General features: G+C 54.1%; 15 protein-coding genes. 8 read left to right on the top strand and 7 right to left on the bottom strand.

Translation table 11 applies throughout. The features are described 5' to 3' along the window. Positions 1-75: 75 nt before the first annotated feature. Positions 76-1,983 carry a molecular chaperone DnaK gene (gene dnaK, locus IPJ96_07015; GenBank protein MBK7910099.1) on the bottom strand — a complete coding sequence of 636 codons (1,908 nt, stop codon included), beginning with the start codon at positions 1,981-1,983 and terminating at the stop codon, positions 76-78. A 139-nt stretch (positions 1,984-2,122) separates the two neighbouring features. Further along, positions 2,123-3,121 carry a DUF4249 family protein gene (locus tag IPJ96_07010; GenBank protein MBK7910098.1) on the bottom strand — a complete coding sequence of 333 codons (999 nt, stop codon included), beginning with the start codon at positions 3,119-3,121 and terminating at the stop codon, positions 2,123-2,125. Positions 3,122-3,177: 56 nt separating this feature from the next. Here IPJ96_07010 and IPJ96_07005 point away from each other — a divergent pair, with 56 nt between their 5' ends. Genes IPJ96_07005 through IPJ96_06995 form a run of 3 tightly spaced genes read left to right on the top strand, consistent with a single transcriptional unit; the run spans position 3,178 to position 5,545 of the window. Continuing rightward, positions 3,178-4,011, top strand: a complete 834-nt coding sequence (locus tag IPJ96_07005) for a hypothetical protein (GenBank protein MBK7910097.1) — start codon at positions 3,178-3,180, stop codon at positions 4,009-4,011. A 12-nt stretch (positions 4,012-4,023) separates the two neighbouring features. Beyond that, entirely contained in the window at positions 4,024-4,845 is an 822-nt protein-coding gene (gene panB / locus IPJ96_07000; GenBank protein ID MBK7910096.1) for a 3-methyl-2-oxobutanoate hydroxymethyltransferase, read from the top strand. Continuing rightward, positions 4,832-5,545 (top strand): RNA pseudouridine synthase, encoded by a 714-nt coding sequence (locus IPJ96_06995; GenBank protein MBK7910095.1) that lies wholly within the window; start codon positions 4,832-4,834, stop codon positions 5,543-5,545. The genes panB and IPJ96_06995 overlap by 14 nt, the downstream gene beginning before the upstream one ends. Positions 5,546-5,560: 15 nt before the next feature. Here the strand turns inward: IPJ96_06995 and IPJ96_06990 are convergent, their stop codons facing one another. After that, the gene (locus IPJ96_06990; protein MBK7910094.1) at positions 5,561-6,679 is read right to left on the bottom strand and encodes a DoxX family protein; all 1,119 of its coding nucleotides are present in this window, start codon (positions 6,677-6,679) and stop codon (positions 5,561-5,563) included. 48 nt (positions 6,680-6,727) lie between these two features. Continuing rightward, positions 6,728-7,270, bottom strand: coding sequence for a DUF1599 domain-containing protein (locus tag IPJ96_06985; GenBank protein ID MBK7910093.1), 543 nt, complete (start codon positions 7,268-7,270; stop codon positions 6,728-6,730). Positions 7,271-7,388: 118 nt separating this feature from the next. Here IPJ96_06985 and folP point away from each other — a divergent pair, with 118 nt between their 5' ends. Together folP and IPJ96_06975 are read left to right on the top strand one after the other, a co-directional pair. Beyond that, positions 7,389-8,231, top strand: coding sequence for a dihydropteroate synthase (gene folP / locus IPJ96_06980; GenBank protein MBK7910092.1), 843 nt, complete (start codon positions 7,389-7,391; stop codon positions 8,229-8,231). Positions 8,232-8,302: 71 nt separating this feature from the next. Beyond that, positions 8,303-9,106, top strand: a complete 804-nt coding sequence (locus IPJ96_06975) for a TIGR00159 family protein (protein ID MBK7910091.1) — start codon at positions 8,303-8,305, stop codon at positions 9,104-9,106. Positions 9,107-9,108: 2 nt separating this feature from the next. On the opposite strand, the gene IPJ96_06970 is transcribed toward IPJ96_06975, so the two are convergent. Genes IPJ96_06970 through ruvX form a run of 3 tightly spaced genes read right to left on the bottom strand, consistent with a single transcriptional unit; the run spans position 9,109 to position 10,634 of the window. Beyond that, positions 9,109-9,645, bottom strand: a complete 537-nt coding sequence (locus IPJ96_06970; protein ID MBK7910090.1) for a tetratricopeptide repeat protein — start codon at positions 9,643-9,645, stop codon at positions 9,109-9,111. 8 nt (positions 9,646-9,653) lie between these two features. After that, positions 9,654-10,208 (bottom strand): peptide deformylase, encoded by a 555-nt coding sequence (locus IPJ96_06965; GenBank protein ID MBK7910089.1) that lies wholly within the window; start codon positions 10,206-10,208, stop codon positions 9,654-9,656. Between the two features lie 3 nt (positions 10,209-10,211). Continuing rightward, the gene (gene ruvX / locus IPJ96_06960; GenBank protein MBK7910088.1) at positions 10,212-10,634 is read right to left on the bottom strand and encodes a Holliday junction resolvase RuvX; all 423 of its coding nucleotides are present in this window, start codon (positions 10,632-10,634) and stop codon (positions 10,212-10,214) included. Positions 10,635-10,702: 68 nt separating this feature from the next. On the opposite strand from ruvX, the gene IPJ96_06955 reads away from it, so the two are divergent. The 3 genes from IPJ96_06955 to IPJ96_06945 are packed head-to-tail and all read left to right on the top strand — an operon-like array spanning position 10,703 to position 13,078. Then, positions 10,703-11,509, top strand: a complete 807-nt coding sequence (locus IPJ96_06955) for a 2,3,4,5-tetrahydropyridine-2,6-dicarboxylate N-succinyltransferase (GenBank protein MBK7910087.1) — start codon at positions 10,703-10,705, stop codon at positions 11,507-11,509. Between the two features lies 1 nt (position 11,510). Further along, on the top strand, positions 11,511-12,494 hold the full coding sequence (locus IPJ96_06950; protein MBK7910086.1) for a glycosyltransferase family 9 protein: 984 nt from the start codon (positions 11,511-11,513) through the stop codon (positions 12,492-12,494). Next, entirely contained in the window at positions 12,491-13,078 is a 588-nt protein-coding gene (locus tag IPJ96_06945; protein MBK7910085.1) for a threonylcarbamoyl-AMP synthase, read from the top strand. The genes IPJ96_06950 and IPJ96_06945 overlap by 4 nt, the downstream gene beginning before the upstream one ends.

Here is a 13,078-nt window from a genome sequence, read left to right as displayed (position 1 = left end):
ACATGACGAAGAGCATAAAAAAATGGCCGGCCAGGTACGCCTGGTCGGCCATTTCGGAAAAATCGGATCGGTCGATTACTTCTTCTCGTCCTTCACCTCTTCAAAATCAACGTCGGTGACTTCACCATCGGCTTTACCTTGTCCGCCGGCTGCCTGGTCAGCTCCGGGAGCTCCTTGCTGCTGACTGGCTTTGTACATCTCTTCAGAGGCAGCCTGCCATGCGTTATTGAGGTTGGCCAAAGCGGTGTCGATCTTACCGAGGTCGCGTTCCTTGTGCGCATCCTTCAGTTCACTGAGTGCGCGCTGGATGTTTTCGCGGTTACCAGAGGAGAGTTTGTCGCCGTATTCCTTGAGCTGCTTTTCTGTCTGGAAGATCAGCGAGTCGGCCTGATTGACTTTCTCCGTTTCTTCCTTCACCTTACGGTCGGCATCCGCGTTAGCTTCCGCTTCCGCTTTCATCTTCTTGATCTCATCGTCGGTGAGACCGGAAGAAGCTTCGATCCGGATGTTCTGCGATTTGCCGGTGGCTTTATCTTTTGCGGTTACATGCAGGATGCCGTTGGCATCAATATCGAAGGTCACTTCGATCTGCGGAACACCGCGGGGAGCCGGAGGAATGCTGTCAAGGTGGAACCTGCCGATGGTGCGGTTGTCGCGGGCCATCGGACGCTCGCCCTGCAGGATGTGGATCTCTACAGACGGTTGATTATCGGAAGCCGTTGAGAAGACTTCGCTTTTCTTGGTCGGAATGGTCGTATTCGACTCGATCAATTTGGTCATCACACCGCCCATCGTTTCGATACCGAGCGACAGTGGGGTCACGTCCAGGAGCAATACGTCTTTCACTTCACCGGTGAGTACAGCGCCCTGGATGGCTGCGCCGATCGCGACCACCTCATCGGGGTTGACACCTTTGTGCGGTTGCTTTCCGAAGAACTTTTCGACGATCTGCTGAATGGCCGGGATACGGGTGGAGCCCCCTACCAGAATGACCTCATCAATCTGGGATGGCTGCAAGCCGGCATCTTCCAACGCCTTTTTGCAGGGGGCCAGCGTACGCTGAATCAGGTCATCGCACAGTTGCTCGAACTTGGCGCGCGAAAGGGTCTTCACCAGGTGCTTCGGAATACCGTCGACCGGCATGATGTAAGGAAGGTTGATCTCCGTCTGCGCGGAGCTCGACAATTCGATCTTGGCCTTTTCCGCAGCTTCCTTCAGGCGCTGGAGCGCCATCGGATCCTTGCGCAGGTCGATCCCTTCGTCGTTTTTGAATTCGTCGGCGAGCCAGTCGATGATCTTCTGATCGAAATCGTCGCCTCCCAGGTGGGTATCGCCATTGGTGGATTTCACTTCGAACACACCGTCACCCAGTTCGAGGATCGAGATATCGAACGTTCCACCGCCCAAATCGAAGACGGCGATCTTTTCATCCTTCGCCTGCTTGTCGAGGCCATAAGCCAGAGAAGCCGCGGTCGGCTCGTTGATGATGCGGAGCACCTTCAATCCGGCGATCTCACCAGCCTCTTTGGTTGCCTGACGTTGCGCATCGTTGAAATACGCGGGTACCGTGATGACCGCTTCGGACACCTCGTAACCGAGGTAGTCTTCCGCCGTCTTTTTCATTTTCTGCAGTACGATCGCCGAGATCTCCTGCGGTGTATACAGTCGGTCCGTGATCTTGACGCGCGGGGTATTGTTATCGCCCTTTACGACATCATAGGGAACACGTTCCTTCTCTTTGGTAGTCCGGTCAAAGGTCTCTCCCATGAAACGTTTGATCGAATAAACGGTGTTGCGCGGATTGGTGATGGCCTGACGTTTGGCGGGATCACCGACCTTACGCTCGCCATTGTCGAGGAATGCGACGACTGACGGGGTGGTCCGGCGCCCTTCGCTGTTTGGAATTACGATCGGCTCGTTGCCTTCCATGACAGCCACACAGGAGTTGGTGGTACCCAGGTCAATGCCTATTACTTTTCTCATGATGATTGGATTTTCAGGATGTGGTGCGTAATGCGCTCCCCGAAAGTCAATCATAGTGCCAGTCAAAAATCTGGCGAAAAAGTGGCAGAACTGGAATAAATGGCGCTTTTTAGGTCAAAAATGACCTGACAAAGCGGCATTAAAAGCTGAAATTCAAATCGCGCGTATAGGCACTCGTATCGAATGCCGCGAGGGAATTGGCCGTGAGGTTACGGTACTCCTGCTGTAACAAACGGCTGCTGAACAAGCCCAGGCCGTTCTCAACCGTCGTAAAACTCGGCCGGTCCTGAACGACGCCCGTATTGGCCGGATTAACCAATTGCTGGTAGGTATAGACGTCTTCCGTAGCGGAATAAAAACGGAACTCAATGGCACCCAGCCCAACCGTCAGGGTATCGAGTTTACGGGTGACGCCGGCCTTCACCGGTATCTGCGAGCCTATGATCCGGTAAAAGTCCTGACGCTGGTAAACGAATTCCACCTGCTCACCCGTTTGGGTTGCCAATTGGTCCGGGAATAACCAGTCTGCCGTATGACGGGTGACTGCGCCCAACGAATCTATTTCGATATAACGAAAGCGCATGATGAGGCCGAACAATCGCCCATTGTCACCACCCTTGATGCGCGGCCTTGTTTCACCAAAGGCGGAGAAATCAACTACCGGGACAGTGGGAGATGGATTGAACACCTGCATGCTGCCAACGATCCGTGTGGTCGAGCTGGCTTCCACGCCGGTTTCCGTATTGCGCGCAACGATGCGATAAAGCGAACCATCGGTCAGTATCCGCTGGTTGGTCGTATAGATCACCTGATAGGGTGCCGCGAAGACCCCGTTCTCCTTCGGGATCGTATCAATACGCGTCATCGGATAGGTATTGACCACCACGCCATTGGACAACCGTTCCAATCGAACATCCAGCACATTGGCATAGTTGATGGAATCGGACTGCTGGGCCATTTGAAGTGTATTCCCTTCGCCCAGGAAGGCCTTGGAAATCCGAACGTATTGATTGGTCGCGTTGGGATCCAATAAGCCGTAGAGGACCATGGTTTCCTTGTAGTCGGCGGTCAGGTCGATTTCCTCGGAACAAGAGGCCAGTGTCAGGGCAGCGAAAAGGAAGAGGAGAGACTTTTTCATTCTTCGCAAAACTACCGTTTTTCATGGAACAGGAAATGAATTCGTAGGTTTGTAGCATGCGCTACCGGCTCTTTTACATGGCCATGACGGTTACCGCATTAACATACCGCTTTACGATCGCGGATGTTAATGGCCAAAAGGTCCGTCTGGATTTTCCCAAGACCTTCTTCCGCGATGATTTTGTCTCGGATAGCGGCCACTGGAAGGAATTGTCGAATGCCAGCAACTTACTGTTGCTCCAAAAAGGCGAGTACATCCTTCAGCGGAAGTCGAGTGGCTCCTACTCTTCTTTCCCATCGCTTAAAAACATCCAGGCTCCGTTCAGCCTGACCGCATCGCTGCGGATCGATGACGGTACCGATCCGGAGTCGGGTATCGGACTGATCTTTATGGCACAGCCTTCCGGTAACGGCGGATTCACCCTCGAATTGAACGCACGAAAGGAATACCGCATCCGACAACTGGTCGGAGTCAGCTATCGGTTGTTAACGGGCGATAACCGCAACCTGGGATGGACAAAGTGCGAATGGCTAAACGGGAAAAGCACCTGGAATACCATTCAGGTACGCACGGCAGACCGCAATTATGATGTCTATATTAACGGTCAGTTCGTTACCTCGTTTTCCGAACCGCAATACTTCGGCGGGGATTTTGGAATTGCGATCGGGCCGAACTCCAGCGGTCGCGTCGACTGGATCGATGTGCGCACACCGGACCAGAACGAAGAACCGATCATCGTCTTACCAGTGGCCGCCGACGACCCAATCCGACTGCAGGAAGAGCTGGCACACCTGAAAAAGGAGAACCAGGCGCTGCGCGACTCCCTTCAGCGTTGCCGACAAGCTAAACCGGTCATCAAGAAACCGCTCAACAACGGTCACCAGGAATAACACCCTCCCCCCATGTCTTCAGCACAATCTTCCGAAGAAAAAAAGATCACTACACACGTCCTGCAGGAAATGAAGCGGCGGGGAGAAAAAATCTCCATGCTGACCGCCTACGACTATTCCATGGCGCGCATCATCGACGCAGCCGGGATCGATGTGGTGCTGGTAGGCGATTCCGCCTCGAACGTCATGGCAGGCTACGAGACCACCCTGCCCATCACGCTCAACGAGATGATCTATCACGCGGCCTCGGTGGTTCGTGCCGTCAGCCGGGCTTTGGTAGTCGTCGACCTCCCCTTCGGATCCTATCAGGGAAATTCGAAGGAAGCCCTCAACTCTTCGATCCGCATCATGAAGGAATCCGGCGCACATGCCGTGAAGCTGGAAGGCGGTCGTGAAGTGAAAGAAAGCATCGAACGCATCCTGACGGCGGGTGTGCCCGTGATGGGCCACCTGGGACTGACCCCACAGTCCATTTACAAATTCGGCACCTACGTCGTGCGGGCCAAGGAAGATACCGAGGCTCAACGGCTCATCGAAGACGCGCACATCCTGGCCGAATCGGGCTGCTTTGCCATCGTGCTTGAAAAGATACCTGCTCAACTCGCGGCGCGTGTGGCAGCCGAGGTGAAAATTCCGATCATCGGTATCGGTGCCGGAGCCGGTGTGGACGGACAGGTCCTGGTCTTGCACGATATGCTGGGTATCACCCACGAGTTCAGTCCGCGATTCCTCCGCCGATACATGAACCTGTACGACGATATCAAAGCAGCCACCGAGCGCTACATCAGCGATGTAAAGTCGAAGGATTTCCCGAACAAGCATGAGCAGTACTGAGCGTACAGGACTTCCGGAGATCCTCTACGAAGACAATCACCTGATCGCGGTCAACAAACGCCCCGGCGACATTGTACAAGGCGACAAGACCGGCGACGCGCCGTTGGGCGATCTGCTCAAAGCCTACATCAAGGAGAAATACAAGAAGCCCGGAGAGGTCTTCCTGGGGGTTGTGCATCGGCTGGACAGGCCGGTGAGTGGTGTTGTGGTTTTTGCTCGCACCTCCAAGGCCCTGGCCAGGATGAATGAACTCTTCCGGGAACGCCGTACCCAAAAAACCTACTGGGCGGTGGTTCGTACCGCACCACCGCAAGCATCCGGCTCCTTGATCCATTATCTGAAGAAAGACGAGAAAAACAACAAGAGCCGCGCCTACGCGCAAGAGGTTCCGGGTTCGTCGCGAGCCTGGCTGGATTACCGGCTACTCGGAAAATCCGACCACTATTACTTGCTGGAAGTTTTACCGCATACCGGAAGGCACCATCAGATCCGAGTCCAGCTTTCAACCATGGGATGTCCGATAAAAGGTGACGTCAAGTACGGCGCTGAGCGAACCAATGAGAACGGCTCGATCCATCTCCATGCCCGCCGGTTGGTATTCCTGCACCCGGTAAAAAAGGAAGAGATCATCCTGACGGCTCAGCCGCCCGACGATGCTGTCTGGAATTATTTCAGCAGGTCGCTGAGCGAAGAAAGCTGAACGTGGCTGCCTGAATTATTTTGACAGATACATCGAATTGACCTCGTCGAATGCCGGCAAATCGTTGTGATGCCACATGGCCGCAACTGTACCCTTTTTCAATAATAGTAGGCCGGGGTTCGAACGTATCATGGTCTTCAGGGTAGTTCCATCCGTGAAATAATATTCGAAAGCCGAATGGTGCTTTTTCTTGAAGGCATCAACCGTAGCAGGTGCGCTGGACGTGAGCCCGATGAACTCCACGCCTGCTTTCTGAGACAAGGCGACAAAATCGTTGATCCTGCTCTGAGCGTCTTCATCGGATTTCTCCAGGTCATATGCGACCAGCAGGAAGACACGGTCCATGCTCAGCACATCCGCTGTCACGTCGGTTCCATCCGCTGAAACAATGGAGAAATCATGGATCGGCGCCTTGTCACCTTCGCGGATGACCTTGTCGGTCCGGTCAACAAACTTGTAGGTGCTGTCGATTCCGCTGATCTGATCCATGGACAGTTCCATCCTTTTCCCGTCCTTCTCATAAATGAAGACCATGACCACGCTATCGGTTACTGCGTTGGGCGGGAGTTTCATGCCTTCCGGAATGCTCTTCCCGATCGCGTAAGGACGGAAATCGATCATGGGCAGGTGCCGGTAACAGTAGATGGAAAAAGTGAGGGAAGCAACAAAGCCGGCATACGCCAGCCAGGTAGAACCGCTCTCACCAAACAAGGGCTTGATTTCATTCCGTTTGATGAAGATGAACAGAATCAAGACGAAGAGAATGACATCCTTCATGAACGACTCGAACGGCTTGAGGTGCAATGCGTCACCGAAACAACCGCAGTCCTTGACGACGTCGAATTTCCAGGAATAGAACGTCAGGAAAGTAAAGAAGACGATCATGAGCAGCAGCGACCATGCGGTGAATCGCATTTTCGCGCCTAGCAGCAACGCGACACCCAGACCGATCTCAAACGCGCAAATACCGATGGCCAACGCCAGCGAAACCGCGCTCAGCCAGGGCATATGAAAGACCTGGAAGTACTCGTCGAGCTTGTAGGAGAAGCCCAAGGGGTCATTCGCCTTAATGAACCCGGAGATGATGAAAAGAATGCCGACGAAGACGCGGGAGATCTGGGCCAGTACTTTCATGATCGGTGATTGCTATAGTTGAATCGATGAATGGATATGCAACAGTGATCAGGCCGGCTCCGCCAGTTTGATCATGGCGAACACGGCGTAGTTGATGATGTCGTGGTAATTCGCGGCGATGCCTTCCGAGATGAGGGTTTGTCCCCGATTGTCTTCGATCTGCTTGATGCGCAAGAGCTTCATCAAAATCAGGTCGGTCATGGAACTGGTTCGCATTCCCCGCCAGGCTTCGCCGTAGTCGTGGTTCTTGTCTTCCATCAGCCGCTTGGCTGTCCGTACCTGTTCATCGAACCGCTTCACCACATCCTGTTCAAGCATGTTGGTCTCATCATTGACCCCCAGTTCCAATTGGATCAGCGCGATGACCGCGTAATTGATGATACCGATGAACTCCTGGTCAATGCCGTCATCGACCCGTTGCGTACCTTTTTCCTCGATACTGCGGATGCGTTGCGCCTTGATGAAGATCTGGTCCGTGATGGATGGAACCCGCAGGATCCGCCAGGCGGTCCCGTAGTCTTTCATCTTCTTCAGAAAAATATCTTTGCAACGAGCAACGACCGCGTCGTACTGCCGGGAGGTTTCTGTGATCATCGGCTTTCCGGTAGTTCGGTGAACTGAGTTGGGGACTAAAGACTCAACCTTCGTCAATGTATTGATTATCAATAATTTATAACTAACTCGTGAATACGAAGATAAGGCTTAAACGATGAAGTACCGGTTAAACGTCTCCGGAAGGCTTTTAGAATTATCAACACCGGTGGTCATGGGGATTGTGAACCTGACACCGGACTCCTTCCACCTTGCCAGCCGGGTAAGTGAACAGGAAGCGATCCTGGACTTGGTCGGGCGGCACCTACGAGAAGGGGCGGCCATCCTGGACCTTGGCGCGCAATCTACCCGGCCAGGAGCCGACCTGCTCGATGCCGAGACCGAGTGGTCTCGCCTCTCCCCTGCTCTGGAACTGATTCGCGGAAATTTCCCCGAAGCGATCCTGTCCATCGATACCTTTTACGCTTCAGTCGCTGAGCGCGCCGTTGCTAAGGGAGCCGATATAATCAACGATGTTTCCGGAGGCCAACTGGACGCGGCCATGTTCTCCACCATCGGTCGTCTTAAGGTTCCCTATGTGCTCATGCACATGCAAGGCACACCGAAGTCGATGCAACGATCACCCGAATACCGGGATGTTACAGCAGAAGTCATCCGCCACCTTGCAGAAGGCATCGACCGGCTCCGGCAATCGGGAGTTCCGGATGTGATCGTTGACCCGGGTTTCGGTTTCGGCAAAGACCTCTCGCATAATTACACCTTGCTTCGGAATCTGGACGCGTTTCGCGTGCTGGACGCGCCTTTACTGGTGGGGCTATCCCGAAAAAGTATGGTAAACAAGGTCCTGGGCACCACTGCGGAGCAGGCGCTGAACGGCACGACTGTTCTGAATACGCTGGCATTGACCGGAGGCGCGAAGATCCTGCGGGTGCACGATGTCCGGGAAGCTGTTGAAGCGATCCGTCTATTCGAGCGCTACTGTTCACCGGCTGGCGCCTGAACCGAACGGTTCATAACACTTCCGGTAGTCGAATTCCGATTCCGTAATAATTCCGAAATTCGTTCAGCGCCATGGACCTTTTCAAGATCGGCTTTCTGACCGTCCGCCTGATCGACCTGATCGATATCGGGATCGTGACTTTTTTACTGTACAAACTCTACCATCTGCTGCGCGGCGGTGTCGCCATCAACATCTTCATCGGATTGCTGACGGTATATGCCTTGTACTGGATCTGTGTGAAGGTGCTCAACATGGAACTGTTGGGAACGATCCTGGGACAATTCATCAGCCTCGGATTCATCGCGCTGATCATCGTCTTCCAACAGGAGATACGCCGCTTCCTCGTCGTCCTCGGCACGAATAACATCCTCGCCAAGTCGCCTTTTACCCGGCAACTGCTGCCCTGGAACTGGCAAACCCAACGGACGCCCCTCGACATTTCCGCGATCGTCAAGGCCTGCAGGCAGATGTCGAAAGACAGGACCGGCGCCATCATCGTGTTGGCGAAGTCCTCCGAACTCAAGTACTATGCGAACACCGGCGACCTCATCGACGCGGAGATATCCCAACGCCTGATTGAGAGCGTGTTTTTCAAAAATTCCCCCCTGCACGACGGCGCCATTATCGTGGTCAACAACAAGATCAAAGCCGCTCGATGCGTATTACCGGTCACGGAAAACGTAGAACTACCTGCTCATCTGGGAATGCGTCATCGCGCGGCGATCGGCATCTCGGAGCATAGCGATGCACTCGCGCTGGTCGTCTCTGAAGAAACCGGGGAAATCTCGATAGCCAAAGAAGGTCAGATCCGCATCAACGTGAGCCTGGAGGAACTCGAAAAAGCGATGCTGGAAGATTTCGGAGCCGAGACCTGAACTTATTTCCCTGCAGCCAGCGAGTCGTTTTTCGCCTCGAACATGCGCACGAGCTCCTCATCCGACAAGCCGGAATTGATCTGATCTACTGACAAGCGGGCTGCTTCGGCCATCGGATGCGACGGATACTTCGCCAGGAATTCCAGGTAGCAGGTCCGCGCTTCTTCATTACGGTTCAAGCCCGTCTGTAAATTGAACGCCTCCATGAACAAGGCGGCAGCGACCTTCCGGTGCTGCGGATATTCGGTGCGAAGTCGCCGATAGTAGGTCACCGCATCATCGAAGTGACGCATACCGTTTGCAAGATCTCCAGCCCGGAAGAGGTATTCCGCCGAAAGGGTATCGTCCTTATACTCGTTCGCGTATTGAACATACAGATGCGACACCTTTTCGGCCATGGCCAGATCCGGCAAACGTGTCGAATCGTTGATCAGTCTTTGCTCACCTGCCGCAATTGCGTCCCGTAACTTTTGCTGGGGTGACGTACAAGCCTGCAGCAGCAGGAAGCAGAAAGAAATCAAGAGAGAATACCCGCGCATTTTTTCAATTATCGTTGGGAAGGGAAACGCATCTTGTAATCGACTTTGACGTTACCACTACTGATGTCGCTTAGGCGCTTATTCAGCAACCTGCGTCGAAGCGGTGAAATCCGGTCGGTAAACAGCACCCCTTCAATGTGGTCGTATTCGTGTTGGATGATCCGGGCGGCAAGGCCGGAGAAGAGTTCCCTCCGAAAATTCCAGTCTTCGTCGTAATATTCGATCAACACGGTCTCCTTTCGGCTGACATCCTCCCGAACGTGTGGAATACTCAGGCAACCCTCATTGAATTTCCAGGGATCACCCGCCTCCTCAACGATCTGCGGATTGATGAAAACCTGCTTAAAATCCTTTACCTCATCCTCCTCAAACGGTGACCCATCGGTTACAAACAGGCGCAGGGAAAGGCCGATCTGAGGCGCAGCCAAACCGACGCCATGGGATGCGTACATCGTTTCGTACATATTGGCGATCAACTCTTTCAGGCCCGGATGGTCTTTTTCGATGGGGCTCGCCTTCTTCTTCAATACAGGATCGCCGTAAGCGTAAATGGGTAGTATCATGTCTCAGGCCTTGAAATTACGGGCTTCCATCCACGACTGCAACAAGATGACAGCACTTACCCGGTCGACCAACCCCTTATCCTGTCGGCCCTTCTTGCGTACACCACTTTGAATAATTGCCTGTTGTGCCATCCGGGAAGTAAACCGTTCATCGAAGCGGTCGATCGGTATGTCGGGAAATGCTCTTGCCAATCTTTGCGCGAATGCATCAGCCGCCGGTCCGGTTTCCGAAGGACTCCCATCCGTTTGACGGGGCTCCCCGACCACGAACCGGTCAACCGTTTCCCGCTTCAGGTAATCCTTCAACCAGTTAATCGCCTCCTGTTCGGCGACCGTGGCAAGGTCAGTTGCAATGAGTTGCAGAGGGTCGGTGACCGCCAGTCCGACTCGACGTGTTCCGTAATCGATGCCAATGATCCGCCCCATTCGGCAAAGATAGCCCTTTGCCGTATGTTTGAGGCCGGGAATCGGCCTATTGCCATTCCAAGCTCGGTATGCACGAACTCATCGAAAAGGCCTGGGAAAACCGCTCGCTCTTACAGGATCCTGCCACGCAGGAAGCGATCCGGACCGTTATCGGTCACCTGGATAAAGGGATACTGCGTGTCGCAGAACCGCAGGGCGACAGTTGGATCGTACACGACTGGGTGAAAAAAGCCGTCATCCTCTACTTCCCGATCCAGAAAATGGAAACCTGGAATGCCGGGCCGATGGAGTTCCACGACAAGATGTTGCTCAAACGCTACTACGCGGAGCTTGGAGTCCGTGTCGTTCCGCACGGTGTCGCCCGTTACGGTAGCTTCCTGGCACATGGCGTCATTCTAATGCCGTCTTACGTCAACATCGGGGCTTACGTGGACGAAGGTACCATGGTGGATACCTGGGCGACTGTCGGCTCCTGTGCTCAGGTTGGGAAACACGTGCACCTGAGTGGAGGCGTCGGGTTGGGTGGCGTTCTTGAGCCAGTGCAAGCCGCTCCGGTGATCATCGAAGACAATTGCTTCATCGGATCACGGTGCATCGTAGTGGAAGGTGTCCGCGTCGGCAAGGAAGCTGTCCTCGGTGCCAACGTGGTACTGACCATGTCGACCAAAATCATCGACGTTACAGGATCCGAACCGGTGGAATACAAAGGCTACGTTCCTCCCCGCTCGGTGGTCATTCCAGGGTCCTACACCAAGCGATTCCCTGCCGGAGAATACCAGGTACCCTGTGCCCTGATCATCGGACAGCGCAAGGAAAGTACCGATAAGAAAACATCCCTGAACGACGCCCTGCGCGACCACAGCGTGGCTGTCTGATATGCGTTCCTGTCTGATCATACAAACCGCATTCACCGGTGACGTGATCCTCGCGACAGCGGTTGCGGAAAAGCTGCATACAGCCTTTCCCGGGATGCCGATCGACTTTCTCGTGCGAAAGGGTAACGAGGGATTGCTGGAACATCACCCCTACATCCGGGAGGTATTGGTCTGGAACAAACGCGAACACAAGACAAAACACCTGATTGCAACGGCACGTTCCGTACGTTCCCGCAAATACGAACTCGTGGTCAACTTACAGCGATTCGCCGGTAGCGGGTTCATCTCAGCCTATTCAGGTGCCAGATACCGTAGCGGATTTGATAAGAATCCGCTCGCCATTACGTACACAGACCGTCATCGGCATGTGATCGGCGACGGTCGTCATGAATGCGAACGAAACCAGCAACTCATCGCCCGATGGACCGACGATCAGCCGGCACTTCCACGACTCTATCCGAATGATTCCGATTTCGCCGCCATACGTCGGTTTACCGAACGGCCTTTTGTCTGCATCGCTCCCGGTTCGGTCTGGTTCACCAAGACATGGCCGGCCGCGCAATGGATCAAACTGATCCAACTACTCCTCCATCGCGAACCGGAACTGCGGGTCTTCCTGTTGGGTGCTCCCGGGGAACACACGCTGGCGGAATCGATTCGTCTGTCAAGTGAAAGTGGTCAGGTGCATAACCTGGCCGGAGAACTTTCGTTTCTGGAATCGGCGGCGCTGATGAGCAAAGCCGGCATGAATTACGTCAACGATTCCGCTCCCCTCCACCTTGCCAGCGCAATGAATGCACCCGTCACCGCGGTATTTTGTTCTACGGTCCCGGAATTCGGTTTTGGCCCGTTGAGCACCCGACAGCGCGTGATCCAGACGTCCCGGCAGTTAAGCTGCCGGCCCTGCGGCATTCACGGATTCCGCGCTTGTCCGAAAGGCCATTTCCAATGTGCAACAACCATCGATCCACAGGAACTCCTATGACGAATCGATTTTCACCAGACGAAGAACAGATCCTCCGGAAAGCGGTCGATGTACTAAAAGGCGGCGGACTGATCCTCTACCCGACTGATACCATCTGGGGACTGGGCTGTGATGCTTCGCGGGAGGATGCGGTAGAAAAGCTCATTCGACTCAAGGGAAAAGAAGAAGGCCAGGGACTGATCGTCTTACTCGATGATGTCAACCGCGTAGAACGTTACACACGCGCTGTTCCAGCAGTAGCTTATGATCTGATGGAGTTGTCGGAAAAACCGCTCACCCTCGTGCTTGATGAAGGCATGATGGTCGCATCCGCGGTTCTCGGGCCTGAATCAACCATCGCGATCAGGGTCACACAAGATCCGATCTGCCGGGAGTTGGTACGACGACTTCGCAAACCCCTGGTTTCAACTTCCGCCAATCTGGCCGGAGGACCGTCTCCCGCTTGCTTTGCAGATATCACGGACAGCTTGAAATCGGGCGTGGATTATATCCTACCTTTGCGGCAAGCTGAGAAAAAACCGCCAGTGGCCAGTACGGTCATTCGTCTCAAAGCCGATGGACAGATCCGGATCCTCCGGAAATAA

This window comes from Bacteroidota bacterium, from assembly GCA_016713765.1.
GTDB classification, from domain to species: Bacteria; Bacteroidota; Bacteroidia; order AKYH767-A; family 2013-40CM-41-45; genus Pollutiaquabacter; species Pollutiaquabacter aromativorans.
The sequence above is the reverse complement of the archived record's forward strand: the minus strand, read 5'-3'. Positions and strand labels throughout refer to the sequence as shown.

What these genes read in the sequence shown, in the direction of transcription:
- dnaK (MBK7910099.1), bottom strand. Translation starts at nt 1,983, where the DNA reads ATGAGAAAAGTAATAGGCATTGACCTGGGTACCACCAACTCCTGTGTG.
- IPJ96_07010 (MBK7910098.1), bottom strand. Translation starts at nt 3,121, where the DNA reads ATGAAAAAGTCTCTCCTCTTCCTTTTCGCTGCCCTGACACTGGCCTCT.
- IPJ96_07005 (MBK7910097.1), top strand. Translation starts at nt 3,178, where the DNA reads ATGCGCTACCGGCTCTTTTACATGGCCATGACGGTTACCGCATTAACA.
- panB (MBK7910096.1), top strand. Translation starts at nt 4,024, where the DNA reads ATGTCTTCAGCACAATCTTCCGAAGAAAAAAAGATCACTACACACGTC.
- IPJ96_06995 (MBK7910095.1), top strand. Translation starts at nt 4,832, where the DNA reads ATGAGCAGTACTGAGCGTACAGGACTTCCGGAGATCCTCTACGAAGAC.
- IPJ96_06990 (MBK7910094.1), bottom strand. Translation starts at nt 6,679, where the DNA reads ATGAAAGTACTGGCCCAGATCTCCCGCGTCTTCGTCGGCATTCTTTTC.
- folP (MBK7910092.1), top strand. Translation starts at nt 7,389, where the DNA reads ATGAAGTACCGGTTAAACGTCTCCGGAAGGCTTTTAGAATTATCAACA.
- IPJ96_06975 (MBK7910091.1), top strand. Translation starts at nt 8,303, where the DNA reads ATGGACCTTTTCAAGATCGGCTTTCTGACCGTCCGCCTGATCGACCTG.
- IPJ96_06970 (MBK7910090.1), bottom strand. Translation starts at nt 9,645, where the DNA reads ATGCGCGGGTATTCTCTCTTGATTTCTTTCTGCTTCCTGCTGCTGCAG.
- IPJ96_06965 (MBK7910089.1), bottom strand. Translation starts at nt 10,208, where the DNA reads ATGATACTACCCATTTACGCTTACGGCGATCCTGTATTGAAGAAGAAG.
- ruvX (MBK7910088.1), bottom strand. Translation starts at nt 10,634, where the DNA reads ATGGGGCGGATCATTGGCATCGATTACGGAACACGTCGAGTCGGACTG.
- IPJ96_06955 (MBK7910087.1), top strand. Translation starts at nt 10,703, where the DNA reads ATGCACGAACTCATCGAAAAGGCCTGGGAAAACCGCTCGCTCTTACAG.
- IPJ96_06950 (MBK7910086.1), top strand. Translation starts at nt 11,511, where the DNA reads ATGCGTTCCTGTCTGATCATACAAACCGCATTCACCGGTGACGTGATC.
- IPJ96_06945 (MBK7910085.1), top strand. Translation starts at nt 12,491, where the DNA reads ATGACGAATCGATTTTCACCAGACGAAGAACAGATCCTCCGGAAAGCG.